At 65.8% G+C, this 19,600-nt stretch carries 19 protein-coding genes; 14 read left to right on the top strand and 5 right to left on the bottom strand.

Annotated features, from left to right (window positions below):
• Positions 1-24 precede the first annotated feature (24 nt).
• Positions 25-162 (bottom strand): hypothetical protein, encoded by a 138-nt coding sequence (locus NUV79_RS03795; protein ID WP_257731751.1) that lies wholly within the window; start codon positions 160-162, stop codon positions 25-27.
• Positions 163-534: 372 nt separating this feature from the next.
• On the opposite strand from NUV79_RS03795, the gene NUV79_RS03800 reads away from it, so the two are divergent.
• Positions 535-897: a hypothetical protein gene (locus NUV79_RS03800; protein WP_257731752.1), complete on the top strand. Its 363-nt coding sequence runs from the start codon at positions 535-537 to the stop codon at positions 895-897.
• A gap of 188 nt (positions 898-1,085) precedes the next feature.
• Positions 1,086-1,844 (top strand): helix-turn-helix transcriptional regulator, encoded by a 759-nt coding sequence (locus NUV79_RS03805; RefSeq protein WP_257731753.1) that lies wholly within the window; start codon positions 1,086-1,088, stop codon positions 1,842-1,844.
• A gap of 98 nt (positions 1,845-1,942) precedes the next feature.
• Here NUV79_RS03805 and purN read toward each other — a convergent pair whose 3' ends face one another.
• On the bottom strand, positions 1,943-2,566 hold the full coding sequence (gene purN, locus NUV79_RS03810) for a phosphoribosylglycinamide formyltransferase (RefSeq protein WP_257731754.1): 624 nt from the start codon (positions 2,564-2,566) through the stop codon (positions 1,943-1,945).
• Positions 2,563-3,636, bottom strand: a complete 1,074-nt coding sequence (gene purM, locus NUV79_RS03815) for a phosphoribosylformylglycinamidine cyclo-ligase (RefSeq protein ID WP_257731755.1) — start codon at positions 3,634-3,636, stop codon at positions 2,563-2,565. The genes purN and purM overlap by 4 nt, the downstream gene beginning before the upstream one ends.
• 175 nt (positions 3,637-3,811) lie before the next feature.
• Between purM and NUV79_RS03820 the strand changes: the two genes are divergently transcribed.
• From NUV79_RS03820 to ppx, 6 genes are all read left to right on the top strand, one after another.
• Positions 3,812-4,342 (top strand): CDP-alcohol phosphatidyltransferase family protein, encoded by a 531-nt coding sequence (locus NUV79_RS03820; protein ID WP_257731756.1) that lies wholly within the window; start codon positions 3,812-3,814, stop codon positions 4,340-4,342.
• Between the two features lie 92 nt (positions 4,343-4,434).
• Complete coding sequence (locus NUV79_RS03825; protein ID WP_257731757.1) at positions 4,435-5,544, top strand: AI-2E family transporter; 1,110 nt, start codon at positions 4,435-4,437, stop codon at positions 5,542-5,544.
• A 7-nt stretch (positions 5,545-5,551) separates the two neighbouring features.
• Positions 5,552-6,250 carry a P-loop NTPase family protein gene (locus NUV79_RS03830; protein WP_257731758.1) on the top strand — a complete coding sequence of 233 codons (699 nt, stop codon included), beginning with the start codon at positions 5,552-5,554 and terminating at the stop codon, positions 6,248-6,250.
• A 34-nt stretch (positions 6,251-6,284) separates the two neighbouring features.
• Entirely contained in the window at positions 6,285-6,644 is a 360-nt protein-coding gene (locus NUV79_RS03835; RefSeq protein ID WP_257731759.1) for a gamma-glutamylcyclotransferase family protein, read from the top strand.
• A 106-nt stretch (positions 6,645-6,750) separates the two neighbouring features.
• Entirely contained in the window at positions 6,751-8,946 is a 2,196-nt protein-coding gene (locus NUV79_RS03840; RefSeq protein WP_257731760.1) for an RNA degradosome polyphosphate kinase, read from the top strand.
• A complete protein-coding gene (ppx, locus tag NUV79_RS03845; RefSeq protein ID WP_257731761.1) occupies positions 8,882-10,456 on the top strand; it encodes an exopolyphosphatase in 1,575 nt (524 codons plus the stop codon). Before NUV79_RS03840 ends, ppx begins: the two co-directional genes overlap by 65 nt.
• A gap of 21 nt (positions 10,457-10,477) precedes the next feature.
• On the opposite strand, the gene metC is transcribed toward ppx, so the two are convergent.
• Entirely contained in the window at positions 10,478-11,668 is a 1,191-nt protein-coding gene (gene metC, locus NUV79_RS03850) for a cystathionine beta-lyase (protein WP_257731762.1), read from the bottom strand.
• A gap of 265 nt (positions 11,669-11,933) precedes the next feature.
• Between metC and NUV79_RS03855 the strand changes: the two genes are divergently transcribed.
• The 6 genes from NUV79_RS03855 (at position 11,934) to NUV79_RS03880 (ending at position 18,324) form a co-directional block, all read left to right on the top strand.
• Complete coding sequence (locus NUV79_RS03855; protein ID WP_257731763.1) at positions 11,934-12,956, top strand: amino acid ABC transporter substrate-binding protein; 1,023 nt, start codon at positions 11,934-11,936, stop codon at positions 12,954-12,956.
• Positions 12,957-13,126: 170 nt separating this feature from the next.
• The gene (locus tag NUV79_RS03860) at positions 13,127-14,143 is read left to right on the top strand and encodes an amino acid ABC transporter substrate-binding protein (protein ID WP_374678829.1); all 1,017 of its coding nucleotides are present in this window, start codon (positions 13,127-13,129) and stop codon (positions 14,141-14,143) included.
• Between the two features lie 370 nt (positions 14,144-14,513).
• On the top strand, positions 14,514-15,710 hold the full coding sequence (locus NUV79_RS03865) for an amino acid ABC transporter permease (RefSeq protein ID WP_257731764.1): 1,197 nt from the start codon (positions 14,514-14,516) through the stop codon (positions 15,708-15,710).
• A gap of 10 nt (positions 15,711-15,720) precedes the next feature.
• Positions 15,721-17,100 carry an amino acid ABC transporter permease gene (locus tag NUV79_RS03870; protein ID WP_257731765.1) on the top strand — a complete coding sequence of 460 codons (1,380 nt, stop codon included), beginning with the start codon at positions 15,721-15,723 and terminating at the stop codon, positions 17,098-17,100.
• A gap of 20 nt (positions 17,101-17,120) precedes the next feature.
• Positions 17,121-17,915 (top strand): amino acid ABC transporter ATP-binding protein, encoded by a 795-nt coding sequence (locus NUV79_RS03875; RefSeq protein WP_374678830.1) that lies wholly within the window; start codon positions 17,121-17,123, stop codon positions 17,913-17,915.
• Positions 17,916-18,036: 121 nt separating this feature from the next.
• A complete protein-coding gene (locus tag NUV79_RS03880; RefSeq protein ID WP_257731766.1) occupies positions 18,037-18,324 on the top strand; it encodes a hypothetical protein in 288 nt (95 codons plus the stop codon).
• 73 nt (positions 18,325-18,397) lie between these two features.
• On the opposite strand, the gene NUV79_RS03885 is transcribed toward NUV79_RS03880, so the two are convergent.
• Complete coding sequence (locus NUV79_RS03885; RefSeq protein ID WP_257731767.1) at positions 18,398-19,558, bottom strand: glycerophosphodiester phosphodiesterase; 1,161 nt, start codon at positions 19,556-19,558, stop codon at positions 18,398-18,400.
• Positions 19,559-19,600 lie beyond the last annotated feature (42 nt).

The raw sequence follows: 19,600 nt of genomic DNA on the forward strand, positions 1-19,600 counted from the left end.
GACGCCCAGGATCGACCAGGCCGCTCAACCCAGGAAAACGATCCAGGCCGCCATCGTCACGGTGATGCCGCCCATCAGCAGCAGGCCGAGAGCCTTGTCGCCGCCTTTCTCCTTGGCGCTCAGTGGTTCGGAAACTGGTGGCTGCCGTTCGAGATCGTCCATAACTTCGTACCATGACCGTCTGGCAGCCGGAGCGATGCTGGACGCTGCGGCGGATCGTCGGAGTGAGCCGGGTTCGGCGCGGCCGCGCCGCCCGCGCTTCTGGCTTCCAGCATTGACGGGTGCGCCTGCCGGTGCGGCAACCCCCAAATGGGTGCTGCTGTGCGACTTGTGCGGGAGAGGAGCGCATCTGCGTGGCCGCTGGCGTCTGGCGGCTTGTCCGGTTAGCGTGCTTCCGCGGAAGCAGTGCCCATGAAATCGGCTGGCTGGACGTTGCCGGCCTCTTGACCTGCAGCCCGCTCTATGGCCATGCCGAAGCACGGGCTCGGCATCGTGGTCTTCGCTGCGCTCCGTTCTCGAAGGGCAGGCGGAATCATGAAGATGCGGCGGATGGGTGCGGTCGTTCTGGCCGGTGGATTGTCGCTTCTGGCGAGTGTTTCGGCCTATGCCGCAAGCAGCTCGACGACGCTGCCGCCGCCGGACCCGACAGCGAAGAACCTCACTCCCTACATGATCCAGCTGCGCGCCTTCGACGCCTGCCTGGTCACGCAGTCGCAGCTCATGGGCACGACGCGTGAGGCTGTCCACAGCCCTTGCAGCTGCTATGCCAAGGGCACGGTCGCCGCGATGACCAAGGACGAGATCCAGGCCTTCCGCGACACCGGCTATTTCAATGACACGGCCCGCCAGAAGGGCCTGCAGTTCATCGACCAGTGCAAGCTGAAGCGCCCGTTCTGAGCTGACAGGCGAGTCGAGGGGCGGCGGCGCGCGCCACTCGACAGGGAAGTCTTGCTGCTGACAGACTGCTGACAGAAACTGTCAGCGCGGCTGAGCCATTCTGCCGCAGGTCCACATCGTGATCCGCTCGATCCCAACGATCGAGCGGCGTGGCTGTTGGACCGGGAGACGAGTGGGGAGACGCCGCCGTGCAGCGCGCTGAACGATTGCTCGACATGATTCAGAGCCTGCGTCGCCGCAGGCGCCCCGTGACCGCCGAGACGCTGGCCTCGGAGCTCGATGTCTCCGTGCGTACGGTCTATCGCGATATCGGTGCGCTGGTCCGCCAGGGCGTGCCGGTGCGCGGCGAGGCCGGCATCGGCTACGTCCTCGATGCCGGTTTCGACCTGCCGCCGCTGATGCTCTCGCCCGACGAGATCGAGGCTGTTCTGGTCGGCATGCGCTGGCTGAGCGAGCGGGCTGACCCGGTGCTGGCGCGCGCCGCCGAGGATGTCGTCAGCAAGGTCGCAGCAGTGCTGCCGCCGCATCTGCGGCCGATCCTGCTCGACGGTGCGCTGTTCGCGGCCTCCCATCCCGGCGACGTTCCGGCCGATCAGGTCGATGTCGCGGCGGTGCGTGCGGCCATCCGTAACGGCCGCAAGCTCTCGATCCAGTACAGCGACGAGAGCGGTCATGCGACGCAGCGCATGATCTGGCCGATCGGCATGACCTTCTACGAGCGCGTCCGCATCGTCATCGCCTGGTGCGAGCTGCGGCAGGCCTTCCGCCATTTCCGCACCGACCGCCTGACCGGCCTCGTTGCGCTGGAGGAGCGCTATCCCGCTCGCCGCGCTGATCTCTTCCGCCGCTGGCAGAAGGAAGAGGAGAAGGCGAAGGAGGAATGGGAACGCTGCAAGCGCGAGGGCGGCGGCATGCCGGCGAGCGCCGAGGGCAGCGTCGCGGCCTAGAGCACCGGCCCGAAAAGTGGCACGCGGTTTTCGGGCAAAGCCGATGCAAGATCAAAGAGTTGGAGGATCGGGTTGAATCCGATCCTCCGTTCGATCCTCTAGGCGCGGATAACCGTGCCGCCTTCGAGCCTCGCGCGGCCGGAAGCGACCTCCGCCAGTGCCGCCGGATAGAGCTTGTGTTCCTCGACGAGGACGCGCTTCGCCAGCGTCTCCTCGTCGTCGCCGGGCAGGACCGGTACCTTCGCCTGCAGGATCACCGGCCCGGCATCGAGCTCCGGCACGACGAAATGCGCCGAGCAGCCATGCTCGGTAACACCCGCTTCCAGCGCCTGTCGGTGCGTATGCGTGCCCTTGAACAAGGGCAGCAGCGACGGGTGGATGTTGATCATCCGCCCTTCCCAGCGCGCCACGAACCAGGGCGTCAGGATGCGCATGAAGCCGGCGAGCACGATGAGCTCGATCTGGTTGACCCGCAGGACCTCGTCCATCGCCCGCTCGAAAGCCTCGCGATCCTTGTTGAACGTGCGGTGATCGACAGTCGCCGTGGCGATGCCGAAATCGCGTGCCCGGTCTAGCCCGGCGACATCGGGAATGTTGGAGATGACCAGCGCGATTTCGGCCGGGTAGCCCGGCGCTTGCGCGGCTTCCGCCAGCGAGACCATGTTGGAGCCGCGCCCGGAGATCAGCACCCCGACGCGCTTGCGGGGACGGGAAGCGCTCACAGCGAGAGCTTGCCGCGATAGCTGACCTGCTCCTCGCCGGCCGCGACCGGCACGATCTCGCCGAGCTTCACCGGCGCCTCGCCGGCCGCCTTCAGGGCAGCGAGAACCTCATCCGCCTTGCTGGCCTCAGCCGCGACGATCATGCCGATGCCGCAGTTGAAAGTACGCAGCATCTCGCGCTCGGCGACGCCGCCGACCTTGGCGAGCCAGCCGAACACGGCTGGAACCGGGATCGCGGGCAGGTCGAGCGCGACGCCGAGCCCGTCGGGCAGCACGCGCGGGATATTGTCGGGGAAGCCACCGCCGGTGATATGCGCCAGCGCCTTGATGCCGTCGGTCGCCTTCAATGCCTGCAGGAGCGGCTTCACATAGATGCGGGTCGGCTCCAGCAGTGCTGCGGCGAGGCTCTTGCTCGGTGCGAAGGGAGCGGGCGCTTCCCAGCCGAGGCCGCTGACCTCGACGATGCGACGCACCAGCGAATAGCCGTTGGAATGCACGCCGGAGGAGGGCAGGCCGAACACGACGTCACCGGGCTTCAGGTCCTCGCGCGGCAGCAGCGTGCCGCGCTCGGCGGCGCCGACGGCGAAGCCGGCGAGGTCGTAGTCCTTCTCGGCATACATGCCGGGCATCTCGGCCGTCTCGCCGCCGATCAGGGCGCAGCCGGACTGGCGGCATCCATCGGCGATGCCGCGCACGATCTCGACGCCGACCTTCGGGTCGAGCTTGCCGGTGGCGTAATAGTCGAGGAAGAGCAGGGGCTCGGCGCCTTGCACGATCAGGTCGTTGACGCACATCGCGACGAGATCGATGCCGATCGTCGAATGCAGCCCGCTCTCGATTGCGATCTTCACCTTGGTGCCGACGCCGTCATTGGCCGCGACCAGGATCGGGTCGTTGAACCCGGCGGCCTTAAGGTCGAACAATCCGCCGAACCCGCCGATCTCGGCGTCCGCGCCCGGCCGGCGCGTTGCGCGCACCAATGGCTTGATCTCATCGACCATGGCATTGCCGGCGTCGATATCGACGCCTGCCTGCGCATAGGTCAGTCCGTTTGCGCCGGGCTTGCTCATCGCGTTTCGCCTTCCTTCTGCTCGCGCGAGCGATAGGCAAGCACGCCCGCCGTGGCAAGGCATTCGCGCCGGCTTTGTCGATTTCTCACAGGCGAGAAGGCGCCATTCCGGCCGGACGCAGGCTCTCTGACGAGAGGGCATTGGTCTTTCTCGCCGTTCGCGCGACACTGCCGCCATGACGATCCCCAACCTGATCACCATCGGCCGCCTGTTCCTGGTGCCGCTGGTTATCGTCATGATCATCGGCGCGAACTGGGATGCGGCCTTCATCCTCTTCGTCGTCGCCGGTATCTCGGACGCGGTCGATGGGTTTCTCGCCAAGCGCTGCGGCATGGCGAGCGAGCTGGGAGCATGGCTCGATCCCGTCGCCGACAAGGCGCTGATCGTCTCGATCTACATCACGCTCGCCGTCGTCGGCGCGATCCCGGTCTGGCTCGTCGTGCTCGTGGTCGCGCGCGACCTGATGATCGTGGCGGCGGTGATCCTGTCCTGGCTGCTCGAAAAGCCGCTGACGATCGCGCCCATCGTCGTCAGCAAGCTCAATACGGCGGCGCAAATTGGCTTCGCGGCGCTGGCACTGGGCTCACGCGCCTTCGGCATCGAGCTCGGCGCATTCGCGCTGGCCTGTGAACTCCTCGTCGCTCTGTTGACGGTCGCCTCGATGGCGGCCTATCTCGCCTTCTGGCTGCGCCACATGGCAGGTTGACGGGCCTTGTCCGCTGTAGCGGCTTGGAACGGCAGGTCCCGATGCACATCTGACAGGTCCTGCCGGCCGCAAGACGCAAGAGAGGCTGATCGATGACGTTGCAACGCCAGATCGGCTTCTGGGTCGGCTCTCTTCTCGTCTTCGTCCTGTTCCTGGTGGTGCTGCGCGACGTGCTGCTGCCCTTCATCGCGGCGCTGGCGCTGGCCTATCTGCTCGATCCGCTCGCCGACCGGCTGGAGCGCATGGGCATGAGCCGGATGGTGGCGACGATCGTCATCCTCGTCGTCTTCCTGCTCATCTTCGTGCTGGCGCTAGTGTTGCTGGCGCCGCTGCTCGGCCAGCAACTCGCCGGGCTCGTCGCGCGATTGCCGGGCGATGCCGCCAAGCTTCAGGCGCTGGTGCTGGAGAAGGGCACGCCCTGGCTCGAACGCTTTGGCGCCTCCGAACTCACCAAGGACGCGCAAAGCTCGCTCGGCAATCTCGTCGGCGACGGCATGAAATGGGTCGGCGGCCTGCTGCAATCGCTCTGGAGCGGCGGCACGGCCATTGTCGGCGTGTTCTCGCTTCTGGTGCTGACGCCGGTCATCGCCTTCTACCTGCTGGTCGACTGGGATCGCATGGTCGCGACCGTCGACAGCTGGCTGCCGCTCGACCATCGCGACACCATCCGCGGCCTGCTGCACGAGATGGACATGGCGATCGCGGGCTTCCTGCGCGGGCAGGCTCTGGTCTGCGTGCTGCTCGGCGGCTTCTACGCCATCGGCCTCAGCATCATCGGCGTCAATTTCGGCGCGCTGATCGGCATCATCTCGGGCTTCCTCTCCTTCATTCCCTATGTCGGCTCGCTGACGGGGCTCGTGCTCTCGGTCGGCGTCGCGACGGTGCAGTTCTGGCCGGACTGGACCTGGCCGCTGGCGACGCTCGGCGTCTTCTTCGCCGGGCAGTTCCTCGAAGGGAACATCTTCCAGCCCAAGTTTGTCGGTGACTCCATCGGCGTGCACCCGGTCTGGCTGATGTTCGCGCTGCTCGCCTTCGGCTCGCTGTTCGGCTTCGTCGGCCTGCTGCTGGCGGTGCCGCTCGCGGCCGTCATCGGCGTGCTCTGCCGCTTCGCCTTGCGGCAATACCTCGCCAGCAACCTCTATCACGGTGGCGACGCCACTCGCGCGGCGGCGGCGAAGGCGCGCATCGGCACTGACGCCTGAGCCTGCCATGTCCGAGTTCCCTCCGCGTCCGCGCCAACTCGCCTTCGACCTGCCGGTCGATAGTCGCCACGGCGTCGAGGATTTCCTCGTCGGCGCCTCCAATGAAGCGGCTTACGGCCTGATCGAGCGCTGGCCGGCCTGGCCCGAAGCCTGGCTGCGCCTGACCGGGCCGGAAGGCGCCGGCAAGACCCATCTTGCCGCGATCTGGGCGCGTGCCGCCCATGCCTGGACGATTCCCGCCAAGGAACTGAGCGAGGCGCAGGTGCCGCATCTCGTCTCCGGCGGCGCATTGGTGATCGAGGATTGCGATACGGGCGCCCTCGACGAACACGCGCTGTTCCACCTGATGAACGCGATCAAGGCGCGCGGCGGCTTCCTGCTGCTGACGGCGCGAAGCGCGCCCGATCTGTGGGGCCTGAGCGTGCCGGACCTGCTCTCGCGCCTCCGGTTGGCGCCGGCCGCGACGATCGAGCCGCCGGATGACGGGCTGCTGCGGGCGCTGCTGGTCAAGCTCTTCATCGACCGCCAGCTCGTGGTCGACATTGCCGTGATCGACGCCCTCGCCATGCGGATGGAGCGCTCCTTCGCCGCCGCGCGGCAGGTGGTCGACCGGCTGGACCGGCTGGCGCTCGAACGCGGCCGGCGCGTGACGCGGCCGCTGGTGCAGGAGGCGCTGGCGGAACTGTTTCCGGAGGAGCCGGGTTGACCGGCGTCTGACCATGGTGGGAGGGCAGGGCGGAATGGGCGAAGACGCTGCGGATATCTGGCTGTTCTCCTATGGCACGCTGCGCCAGAAGAATGTCCAGCTCGCCACCTTCGGGCGCGAGCTCGAAGGCCGGCAGGATGCGCTGGTCGGATTCGCCCGCAGCATGATCGCGATCACCGATCCCGAAGTGGTCGCGACGAGCGGCGAGACGCATCACCCCATCGTCGCTCGTACCGATAACCCGGCCGACGAGGTCGACGGCACCGTTTTCCGGATCACCGCGGCGGAGCTGGCTGCTGCCGATTCCTATGAGGTTTCGGACTACAGGCGCATCGCGGTCAGGCTGAAATCCGGCAGCGAGGCCTTCGTCTATGTCCGGGCTGCAGACGCGTGATCGCCTTGGCGCAGGCTGAATCATGTCGCTTGTCATCGAACCGTCGCACTAGAATGGCTTCAACGGCAGCATGAGCGGAAAGACGACCAGGACGCGAGTGAAGCGCATGACCCTCGACACCGTGATCGACGAGCCGGAGAAGCTCTCCAGCGAGGCTGATGCGGCGCCTCTGCGCCATCAGCCGGAGCGCTTCATGAACCGCGAGCTCTCCTGGCTCCAGTTCAACCGCCGCGTCATGGAGGAGGCCTCGAATCGCAGCCACCCGCTGCTGGAGCAGCTGCGCTTCCTCTCGATCTCCGCCAACAACCTCGACGAATTCTTCATGGTCCGCGTCTCCGGCCTGCGCGAGCAGCTCAAGGCCGGCGTCGTCACCCGCAGCCAGGACGGCCTGACGCCGGCCGGCCAGCTCGTCGCCATCGGCGAGGCGGTCGCGGCGCTGACCGCCGACCAGCAGGCCCGCTGGGCGGAACTCCGCCACGACCTGCACGAGAACCGCATCCACCTGCTCCAGCCCGGCGATATCGGCTCGCAGGATCGCATCTGGCTGGAGGATTACTTCCTCAACTACATCTTCCCGGTGCTGACGCCGCTGGCGATCGATCCGGCGCATCCCTTCCCCTTCATCCCCAATCTCGGCTTCACCATCGCGCTCGCGCTGGAGCGCAAGCATGACGGGCGCCAGCTCGATGCCCTTATCCGCGTGCCCACGAAGATCGACCGCTTCATCGAGTTGCCGGATCTGGCGCGCGAGGGGCTGCACCGCTTCATCGCGCTCGACGACGCGGTCTCGCTGTTCATCAGCAAGCTCTTCCCCGGCTATGAGGTGAAGGGCGCCGGCTCCTTCCGCATCATCCGCGACTCCGATCTCGACATCGAGGAGGAGGCTGAGGACCTCGTCCGCGTCTTCGAGACCATGTTGAAGCAGCGGCGCCTCGGCGTCGTCATCCGGCTCGAACTCTCGACCGGCATGCCCGATCATCTGCGCCGGATGATCATCCGCGAGCTCAAGGTCGACAGCGACGAGGTCGTCGAGGTCAACGGCATGATCGGCCTGAACGAGCTCTCGCAGCTCGTCGGCGTCGACCGTCCGGACCTGAAGTTCAAGCCCTATAATGCCCGCTTCCCCGAGCGCATCCGCGAGCATGGCGGCGATTGCTTCGCCGCGATCCGCCAGAAGGACCTGCTTGTCCACCACCCCTATGAGAGCTTCGACGTCGTCGTGCAGTTCCTGCAGCAGGCGGCGCGCGACCCCAATGTCGTCGCGATCAAGCAGACGCTCTACCGCACCTCGGCCAACTCGCCGATCGTCAAGGCGCTGACCGAAGCGGCCGAGGCCGGCAAGTCGGTCACCGCGCTGGTCGAGCTCAAGGCCCGCTTCGACGAAGAGGCGAATATCCGCTGGGCCAAGGAGATGGAGCGCGCTGGCGTCCAGGTCGTCTATGGCTTTATCGAACTCAAGACCCACGCCAAGCTCTCGCTCGTCGTGCGCCGCGAGGCCGGCCAGCTCGTCAGCTACTGCCATATCGCGACCGGCAACTATCACCCGATCACGGCGCGCATCTATACCGACGTCTCGTTCTTCACCGCCGACCCGGTGCTTGCGCAGGACGTCGCCCGCGTCTTCAACTTCATCACCGGCTATGCCGAGCCGGCCGGGCTGGAGCGCATGGCGGTCTCGCCGACCAGCCTGAAGCAGCGCCTGCTCGCCGATATCGCCGAGGAGGTCGCGCATGTGAAGGCCGGCCGCAAGGGCGCGATCTGGGGCAAGTGCAACTCGCTCGTCGATCCCGAGATCATCGACGCGCTCTATGACGCCAGCCAGGCCGGCGTCGAAATCGATTTCGTGGTGCGCGGCATCTGCTGCCTGAGGCCCGGCGTGCCTGGCCTCTCGGAGAACATCCGGGTCAAGTCGATCATCGGCCGCTTCCTCGAGCACACCAGAATCTATGCCTTCGGGGCCGGCCACGGCATGCCGTCGCCCAAGGCCAAGATCTACATCTCCTCGGCCGACCTGATGCCGCGCAATCTCGACCGCCGTGTCGAAGCGCTGACGCCGATCCTGAACCCGACGGTGCATCAGCAGTTGCTGGATCAGATCATGTTGGCCAACCTGCTCGACAACGAGCAGAGCTGGACGATATTGCCCGATGGCGGCTCGCGCCGCATTGTCCCCGCGCCGAACGAAGAGCCGTTCAACGCGCATAAGTACTTCATGACGAACCCGAGTCTGTCCGGACGTGGAAAATCGCTCTCCAATTCAAGTCCCCGTTCCCTCTCGCGTCGAGGCGGACGTAAAGCCTGAGCTCCGGCATGCGCCGGGGCGGCTGGCGCTGTCCCACACCATCGCCATCGTCGATATCGGCTCGAACTCGGTCCGTCTCGTCGTCTACGAGATGCTGGCGCGCGCGCCGTCGCAGGTCTTCAACGAGAAGGAGATGGCGGGCCTCGGCCGGCAGGTCGCCTCGACCGGCCGGCTCGCGGACGATGCCATCGCCAAGGCGATCAATGCGCTGGTGCGCTTCCGCATCCTCTGCGAGGCGATGCATGTCGGCGAAATCCGCGTCATCGCCACTGCCGCAGCACGCTATGCCAGCAACGGACCAGAGTTTATCGCGCGTGCCGAGGAGGCGATCGGCCAGCCGATCGAGCTGATCTCGGGCGGGCGCGAGGCCGTGCTCTCCGGCCTCGGCGTGATCTCGGGCTTCGACAACCCGGACGGCGTCGTCGGCGACCTCGGTGGCGGCAGCCTGGAGCTGATCTCGGTCAAGGACGGGGTGGTGGGGCAGGGCGCCAGCGTCCCGCTCGGCGGCCTCGCCTTGCTCGATCGCTCGAAGGGCTCGCTCAAGGCGGCTGAGAAGATCGTCAGGGACGAGCTCGACAAGCTGCCGCAGCTTGCCGCCATGAAGGGCCGCGATTTCTACGCGGTCGGCGGCACGTGGCGCGCGCTCGCCACGCTCCACCAGCATCGTGCGGCCTATCCGCTGAACGTGATGCACGGCTACTCCGTGCCGACGCGCGACGTCGCCGATTTCGTCAAGCTGGTCGAGCGGGCCGATGTATCGGTGCTCGACGCGATCGATTCGGTGTCCTCGGCCCGCCGTCCGCTCCTGGCCTATGGCGCGCTGGTGCTCGACGAATTGATCAAGCGCGGCCGGCCGCGCGAGATCATCATCTCGGCGCAGGGCGTGCGCGAAGGCCTGCTGCACGAACAGCTCTCGCCGGAGGAGCAGAGCGCAGACCCGCTGATGCAGGCCGCGCGCGACTACAACCTGCTGCGCGCCCGTGATCCACGCCATGCGGCCGAGCTGATCAATTGGACCCGCGGCATTCTGGAAACGGCCGGCTTGCCACAGGACGAACCCTCCGGCCGGATGATCGAGACGGTCTGTCTGCTCTCCGATATCGGCTGGCGCGCCCATCCCGATTATCGCGGCGAGCAGAGCATGAACGTCATCGCCCATGCCTACTTTACCGGCCTTGATCATGTCGGCCGGGCCTTCCTAGCTTTGGCGATTTTCCATCGCTATGCCGGCATGAAGGCGAGTTCGCCGGCCGCAGCAGGGCTCAAGACCCTGCTGTCGCCCACGGTGCTGGCGCGGGCCATGCTGATCGCGGCGATCTTCCGCGTCGCCTATCTGCTCTCGGCCGGGATGTCCGGCATCCTGCCGCGCATCCCGGCGGCCTGCGTCGACAACCGCCTGCTGCTGCGCTTCCCCGGCGACCTGGCGGCGCTCGCGAGCGAGCGTGTCGAAGGGCGGCTCAAGCAGCTCGCGAAGCTGCTCGGCCGCGATTTCGAGATCGGCAAGCTCTGAGACTTGCTGTGAGCCGTTGGCTCACCCCACCGCGCGCAGCCGGCCGAAACCGGCGTCGAGGTCGGCCTTGAGGTCATCGAGGTCCTCGAGCCCGATATGGATGCGGATCGTCGGCCCCTTGAAGTCCGGCTTCGTCGCCGTGCGGTAGTCCTTGCAGTCGAAGGGCAGGACGAGGCTCTCATAGCCGCCCCAGGAGGCGCCGATGCCGAACAGGGCGAGCCCGTCCAGCATCGCGCCGACGGCCTTCATCGAGACCGGCTTCAGTTCGAAGGTGAAGAGCGAGGAGGCGCCGGTGAAGTCGCGCTTCCAGATCTCGTGCCCCTGCGCGCCGGGCAAGGCAGGGTGCAGGACGCGGGCGACCTCGGGGCGGCCCTGCAGCCACTCGGCCATGGCGAGGCCGGCCGGCATCTGCTCCTTCAGGCGGATCGCCATCGTGCGCATGCCGCGCAGCGTCAGGAAGGCGTCTTCCGGCGCGATGATGAGGCCGAGCTGGTTCCAGGCCGCGCGCAGCTTCTTGAACAGCTCAGGCGTGCGGGCCGAGACGGTGCCGATGAGCACGTCCGAGTGGGCGGCATAGTACTTGGTGCCGGCCTGCACGGAGAGATCGACGCCGAAGCCATGGGCGTCGAAGAACATCGGCGTCGCCCAGGTGTTGTCCATCGCGACCAGAATGTCGCGCTCGCGCGCCGCCGCAACGATCGCCGGGATGTCCTGCATCTCAAAGGTCTGCGAGCCCGGCGCCTCGGTCCAGACGGCCCTGGTATGCGGCTTGAACAGCTTGGCGATGTCGCCGCCGACCAGCGGATCGTAATAGGTCACCTCGACGCCCATCCGCTTGAGGAAGGTGTCGCAGAAGATTCGCGTCGGCCGGTAGACGCTGTCCGTCACCAGAACGTGATCGCCGGACGACAGCAGGGTCAGGAAGGCGAGCGTGCAGGCCATCAGCCCCGAAGGCGTCACGACGACGCCGGCGCCACCCTCGATCGTGTTGCAGGCGGCGATCAGCGCATCGATCGTCGGGTTGCCGTCCGTACCGTAGGTGTAGCGCGCCTTGCGCACGAGAAAGTCTTCGGTGTTCGGATAGACGACCGTCGAGCCTCGTACGATAGGCGGATTGACAAAGCCGTAGCTGTCGGCGGGGTCGCGGCCCGCGAGCGCCAGGCGCGTGCGCTCGCCGAGGCGCGCAAATTCAGGCGAAGTCAGCTTTTTCATGGGACGGCACGGCCAGAAAATGGGAAAATCATGGTCAGGCTTGACCACTCCCCACAAACTCGCATGTGATGTATGCAGTGAACAAGGGGCGGCTCATGCGTATGGCGGTTGCTTGACGCTCATGAATCGCTCTGGCAATCGACGCGAGGATATGGGGACGCCGCGCGAAAGCGGGATCAACCGAGCGGCGAAAATGCCGCCGGCGGCGGGACCAGGAATATCTGCCGGCATCAGCCGGATAACGGGGTCCAACGGGAGAGTACCGATGAAAAAGTTTGTTGCAGCCGCCCTTGCGGCAGGGATCGGCATGGCGCTGTCGGCGACCGGGGCCTCGGCCCAGGCCACGCTCGCGCAGGTCAAGCAGCGCGGCATCCTGAATTGCGGCTCGAATACCGGCCTCGCCGGCTTCGGCGTGCCGGATGCGCAGGGCAACTGGAAGGGTCTGGACGTCGATCTCTGCCGCGCTATTTCGGCGACGATCTTCAATGACCCCAACAAGGTGAAGTTCATTCCGCTCTCGGCCAAGGACCGCTTCACGGCGCTCCAGTCGGGCGAAGTCGACGTGCTCGTCCGCAACTCGACCTGGACGATGACGCGCGACGCCTCGCTCGGCCTGCTCTTCACCGGCGTGAACTACTATGACGGCCAGGGCTTCCTGGTCCGCAAGAAGCTCGGCGTGAACTCGGCGCTGCAGCTCAACGGCGCCTCGGTCTGCACCCAGCAGGGCACCACGACCGAGCTCAACCTCGCCGACTACTTCCGCGCCAACAACCTCAAGTACGAAGTCGTCGCCTTCGCGACCTCGGACGAGACGGTCAAGGCCTATGACGCCGGTCGTTGCGACGCCTTCACCACCGACGCCTCGGGCCTCTACGCCGAGCGCCTGAAGCTGGCCAACCCCGACGAGCATCTCGTCCTGCCCGAGATCATCTCGAAGGAGCCGCTCGGCCCCTCCGTCCGCAACAACGACCCGCAGTGGTTCAACCTGATCAAGTGGACCCATTTCGCCATGCTGAACGCCGAGGAACTCGGTGTCACCCAGGCGAATGTCGAGCAGCAGCTGAAGTCCGAAAACCCGGAGATCAAGCGTCTGCTCGGCACCGAAGGCAAGTTCGGCGAGCAGGTCGGCCTGACCGCGGACTGGGTCGTCCGCATCGTCAAGCATGTCGGCAACTACGGCGAATCCTTCGAGCGTAACGTCGGCCAGGGCTCGCTGCTGAAGATCGCGCGCGGCCAGAACGCGCTTTGGACCAAGGGCGGCCTGCAATACGCCCCGCCGGTTCGCTGAGACGTTTGCGGGGCGCCAGTCTGACTGGCGCCCCGTTTCTGTTTTGCGTGCGCGCACTGCGAGGGCCTTCGCCGCCGCGGCGCGGAATATGAGTGTTCGATTGCCGCATGGTGCCGTCGCTGCTGTCGTCCAGGGCCTTGCTCGCCATGGGAAAAGCAAGGATGCCGCCCATCTTCGCGATGGCTCTCGCCGCGATGGCGGTTCTCGCGCCGGCTAGCGGGTCGGCTGCCCCGGAAAGTGGCTTGCTGGAGCAGGTGAGGCACCGCGGCGCGGTTGTCTGTGGCGTTGCGCCGTCCTTGGCCGGCTTCTCCATTCCTGACAGGCAGGGGCGCTGGACCGGCTTCGACGTCGATCTCTGCCGGGCGGTCGCGGCCGCCATCTTCGACGATCCCGAGAAGGTGAAGTTCGTTCCGCTGCTGTCGAAGGACCGTTTCACGGCGCTTCAGACCGGCGAGGTCGATCTTCTCTCGCGGACCTCGACCTGGTCGATGGCGCGCGACACCACGCTTGGCCTCAACTTCACCGGCATCAATTTCTACGGCGGCGAGGGCTTCATGGTCCGCGCCAGGCTCGGCCTGAAATCGGCCCTGCAGCTTGCCGGCGCCTCCGTCTGTGTCGAGCAGGGCACCACGACAGAGCTCAACGTCGCCGATTTCTTCCGTGGCCACGGCCTGAAATACGAGATCGTCACCTTCAAGGGCAGCGATGAGACCGTCGACGCCTATGCCGGTGGCCGCTGCGACGCCTATGCCTATGACCGGGCCGGCCTTGCCATCCAGCGGATGAAGCTGGTGGCGCCGCAGGAGCACGTCATCTTGCCCGAGACGATCTCAAAGGAGCCGCTCGGCCCCGCCGTGCGCCATGGCGACGACCAATGGTTCGACCTGGTCAAATGGACGCTGTTCGCCATGGTGAATGCCGAGGAGCTCGGGGTCGGCCAGGGGAATGCCGCCGCGATGCGAGCTTCGGAGCGGCCGGATGTCCGGCGCCTGCTCGGAGTCGAGGGTGATTTCGGCGAGGCGCTGGGCCTGAATCGCGATTGGGCCTATCGCATTCTGCATCATGTCGGCAATTATGGTGAATCTTTCGAGAGAAACCTCGGTCGGGACTCGCCTCTGAGGATCGAACGTGGCCAGAATGCGCTGTGGACTCGGGGCGGCCTGCAATACGCTCCCCCGATCCGCTGACGGAAACCGGGGCAAACCCGGTGCGAAGAATGAACCAGGGCCGCAACGCCCTGCGCGAGACGAAGGAAACGAGGCAAGGTTCGGGCTGCTTGGCCCGGGACTTGCTCGCAAGCCGAGAGCGGGACAAACCCGCTCCGAACAGGGGAACCGCATGAAGATCATCTTTACGTCGGCGGCTGCCGGCACCGGATACCTGCCGCAGCGCATGGCGCGGATCGGGGCCGGGGGCTGAATGAGGGGTGCGCGGCTTTCTGGCCGGGCGCCGCTCGCAAGACCAGAACAGTGGCACGGGCAACAAGACGACCGCGGCGCAACCGCACCGCCGCAGGATCGCCGGCCACGACAAGCGAAACAAAAAAGGGCGTGACAGGTGTCGAGCATTCCCAGCGAACAGGTGTCACCCGGCAAGGCGTCGTTATTCTACGACCCGAAGATCCGGGGTTATGTCTATCAGATTGTTCTGGTAGCGGTCGTCGTCTTCCTGATCTGGTCGGCGGCATCGAACGCGATCGAGAACCTGCGCGCGCAGAAGATCGCCTCCGGTTTCGGCTTCTGGCACAACGCCGCCGGCTTCGACATCAACCAGAAGCTGATCCCGTTCTCCGCCTCGGGTGGCTCGACCTATGGCGACGCCTTCATCGTCGGCCTGCTGAACACGCTGCTCGTCGCCGGCCTCGGCATCGTCCTGGCGACTTTCCTCGGCTTCTTCGTCGGCGTCGCCCGTCTCTCGAACAACTGGGTCATCTCGAAGCTCGCGATGATCTATGTCGAGGTCATCCGTAACGTTCCGCTGCTGCTCCAGCTCTTCTTCTGGTACAACGCGGTGCTGAAGCCGCTGCCGAATCCGCGCCAGTCGATCGAGCTGCCGGCCGGGGCGCTGCTCAACAATCGCGGCCTCTACCTTCCCGATCCTCAGCTTGGTCCCGGCGGCAGCCTGATCGTCTGGGCGTTCCTGCTCGGCCTCGTCGCGACCTTCGTCTTCCGCCACTGGGCCCGCAAGCAGCAGGCAGCGACCGGCCGGCAATACCCGATCGGCTGGGTTGCTCTCGGCTTGATCGTGGTCCTGCCGCTGCTGGTCTATTTCGTCACCGGGCGCCCGGTCTCCTTCATCTATCCCGAGCTCGCCGGTTTCAACCTGCGCGGCGGCATCCAGATCTTCCCCGAGTTCGTCGCGCTGCTGATCGGCCTGACGACCTATACGGCCGGCTTCATCGCCGAGGTCGTGCGCGCCGGCATTCTTGCCGTGTCGAAGGGGCAGACCGAGGCTGCGCATGCGCTTGGCCTGCGTAGCGGGCCGACGCTGAAGCTCGTCGTCATCCCGCAGGCGATGCGCGTGATCATCCCGCCGCTGACCTCCAACTACCTTAACCTGACCAAGAACTCGTCGCTGGCGGTGGCGATCGGCTATCCCGATCTCGTCCAGGTCTTCACCGGCACGGTGCTGAACCAGACCGGCCAGGCGGTCGAGGTCGTGGCGATCACGATGGCGGTCTATCTGACGATCTCGCTGGTGACATCGCTCTTCATGAACATCTACAACAAGCGCATGGCGCTGGTGGAACGGTGAGGGCTGCGCGATGACCGACGCAACAACCGAAAACGCGCCCTACGCCTTCGTCCGCAAGGAGACGCTTCCGCAGGAGCCGGCGCCGCTCTCCGTCGCCGGCCCGCTGGCCTGGATTCGGGGGAACCTGTTCTCCAGCCCGCTCAACGCGATCCTGACGTTGCTTTGCGTCTGGCTCGTGATCGACACGGTTCCCGGAATGATCCGCTTCTATTTCCTGGATGCGGTCTGGACCGGCACCAATCGTGATGCCTGCCTTGCCGACAAGGTCGGCCGCCCGGTCGGCGCCTGTTGGGCCTATGTCGCCGACAGGCTCCAGTACTTCATCTACGGCTCCTATCCGGTGGCGGAGCGCTGGCGCGTCAACATCGTCTTCGTGATGTTTGCGCTCGGCGTGGTCTGGCTGCTCTGGAACAGGATGCCGCTGAAGAAGGTCGGTGTGTTCTTCTTCTTCGTCATCATGCCGGCGAGCGCCTTCATCCTGCTGCTCGGCGGCCCGCGCGCCGAGAGCTTCCTGCGCTTCCTGATCATTGCCACCTTCGCGCTGGCGGTGCTCTACACGGTGCTCTCCTTCGTGCCGGGGCTGATGAAATTCTGGATCGGCGAAGGGCAGCTCGCGGTCGAGGAGGCGATGCCGGCCTGGCAGCGCTTCTACCGGCCCAAGCGCCTGATCCTGATCTCGCTCGTCGTCTTCGGCTTGCTGGCGATCCTCGCCGACAAGATCGGTCTGCCGCGCGTCGATACCGGCCTCTGGGGCGGCATGACCGTGACCTTCCTGATCTCGGCGGTCGGTATCGTCTTCTCGCTGCCGCTCGGCGTGCTGCTCGCGCTCGGTCGCCGCTCGCGGCTGCCGGCGATCCAGCTGCTCTCGGTGATCTTCATCGAGTTCGTGCGCGGCGTGCCGTTGATCACCGTGCTGTTCATGGCCAACACCATGCTGCCGCTCTTCGTGCCGCAGGAATGGTCGCCTGACCGCCTGCTGCGGCCGCTGATCGGTGTCGCGCTCTTCGCTGCCGCCTATATGGCGGAGGTGGTGCGCGGCGGCCTGCAGGCGATGCCGAAGGGCCAGTACGAGGGCGCGATGTCGCTCGGCCTCGGCTATTGGCAGATGATGCGCTTGATCATCCTGCCGCAGGCGCTGCGGATCGTGATCCCGGGCATCGTCAACACCTTCATCGGGCTGTTCAAGGATACGACGCTGGTCACCATCGTTGGCATCTTCGACTTCCTGCGCACCATCGAGGCGACGCTGATCGATCCGACCTGGGCGACGCCCACGACACGGTCGACAGGCTACGCTTTCGCCGCCATCTTCTATTTCCTGTGCTGCTGGGGAATGTCGCGCTATTCGATCGCGGTCGAAAAGCGCCTCGCCGCCGGCCAAAAACGTTGAGAGGGACGACAACCATGGCAATGGCAGAAACCAAGACGACCGGCTCCCGCCCCGCGGCGCTGAAGCAGACCTCGCTGAACACCGCGACCGCCGTCGAGATGATCGGCGTGAACAAGTGGTACGGCGAGTTCCACGTGCTGCGCGACATCAACCTGAAGGTCGGCCGCGGCGAGAAGCTGGTCATCTGCGGACCTTCCGGCTCGGGCAAGTCCACAATGATCCGCTGCATCAACCGCCTGGAGGAGCACCAGAAGGGCCAGATCATCGTCGACGGCACGGAGCTGACCAACGATCTCAAGAAGATCGACGAGATCCGCCGCGATGTCGGCATGGTCTTCCAGCACTTCAACCTGTTCCCGCATCTGACGATCCTCGAGAACCTGACGCTGGCGCCGATCTGGGTGCGCAAGATGCCGAAGAAGGATGCCGAGGAGATCGGCATGCACTATCTCAAGCGCGTCAAGATTCCCGAGCAGGCTCACAAATATCCGGGTCAGCTCTCGGGCGGCCAGCAGCAGCGCGTCGCGATCGCCCGTTCGCTCTGCATGAGCCCGAAGATCATGCTGTTCGACGAGCCGACCTCGGCGCTCGATCCGGAAATGGTCAAGGAAGTGCTCGACACCATGGTCTCGCTGGCCGAGGAGGGCATGACCATGCTCTGCGTCACCCACGAGATGGGCTTCGCCCGCCAGGTCGCCGACCGCGTCATCTTCATGGATGCCGGCCAGATCGTCGAGATGAACACGCCGAACGAGTTCTTCAAGAACCCGCAGCACGAGCGCACCAAGCTCTTCCTCAGCCAGATTCTGCACTGAGTCTGGAAGACCTTTTTACCGATAAGGGCGCGCCGGAGTACCGGCGCGCCCTTTTGCGTTCCCGATGCATCGGGGAACGAATGCCTGGCTGATCCGTTATTAGGCAAACGGAGGAAAAGCCATGAAACGACTTGTTCCTGCCCTTGTCGTCGCCCTTCTCGCGAGCGGCGGGGCCTATGCCCAGTCGATCAATATCGGGCCGGGCGGAGTCAGCGTCGATACCCGTTCACCGCGCGAACGCGCCGTGGACCGCGAGATTCGACGCGAGGAGCGTCAGGACCGTTACGAACGGGCGCGCGAGCGCGAATGGCGCCGCGCCAATTATCGCGGCGAAGGCTGCCGCACCGTGACCACCGAGCGCGAGACGCCGCGCGGCACGGTCAGCCGGACGACCCGCGTCTGCGACTGATCGCTTCGCAACCACATTATGAACTCGAAGCCCGCGACATCGTCGCGGGCTTCGCTTTGCGAGGCGAGGGCGCTTACTTGCCGTCGCGCGCCTTCACGGCCTGGTCGGGGAAGTCCGAGAACAGACCATCGAGCCCCAGCGCGAAGAAGGCCTTGTACTCGGCGCCGGCGTCGCCCTTGAAATCGGAAGCCAGCCGCTTCGGCTCGCTGCGGAAGGTCCAGCTATGGACCAGCAGGCCGGCCGCATGGGCATCCTTCACGACGTTGGTCGGGGCGATCAGCGTGCGGTCGCGTTCGTCGATCGCGCCGTCGCCATTGAGGTCCTGCGGCTTGCCATCAGCGCCGATCGTCTGCTTGGCGCCGATCAGATAGGGCTTCCACGGCCCGACGCCATCGGCATAGGTCGCTATCTCCTTGAGGCCTTCCGCCGAGAGCATGTCCTGGAAGGTCCGCTTGTCGCCGAGCACGGCGAAATCGTAGGGCCGGTCGAAGGGCGCCACCAGCGTGACCTTGCCGTCCTTGTCGACGCCGTCGCCATCGACGAGTTGGACGAGGCGCAGCTGGGTCTTCGGGCGCAGGTATTTCAGGTTTGCAGTCTCGAAGCTCTGGATGAAGACCGGCGCGGTCTTGTCGGTCCAGCCGGCGGCCTTGAGCATGTCGAGGAGCTTGTCCTCGAAGGCGAGGCCGAGCGCGGCATGATAGGTCGGGTGCTTGGTTTCCGGATAGATACCGATCGTGCGACCAGTGCGGGCGCTCTCGGCCTTGGCGAGGTCGATTACCTCCTGGAAGGTCGGGATCAGGTACTTGCCGTTATGCGACTGGTCGCGATCGGCGAAGGCCTGCTTGGCCTTCAGCGTCTTGATCTCGGCCGCCGTGAAATCGTTGGCGAACCAGTCGGTGGTGTCGACGCCGTCGACCTTGCGGGTGGTCTTGCGATTGGCGAATTCCGGGCGGGTGGCGACATCGGTCGTGCCTGATAGCATCGGCTCGTGACGGACGATGAGCACGCCATCCTTGGTCGAGACGAGGTCGGGCTCGATGAAGTCGGCGCCCTGCTGGATCGCGAGCTTGTAGCCCTCGATCGTATGCTCCGGCAGGTAGCCGCTGGCACCGCGATGGGCGACGACGATCGGCTTCTGACCAGAGAGCGTCGGAGCGGCTTGCGCAAAAGCAGCCGGGGCCTGGAAGGCCAGCGCGGCGAGGAGCGTCGTCGAGAGAAGGAAATGCTTTGTCATGGTCTGGCTCAGCCTCGCGAAAATGCGTGGGACCTTAAGGCG

The organism is Allobosea sp. 47.2.35 (assembly GCF_024655635.1).
GTDB lineage: Bacteria > Pseudomonadota > Alphaproteobacteria > Rhizobiales > Beijerinckiaceae > Allobosea.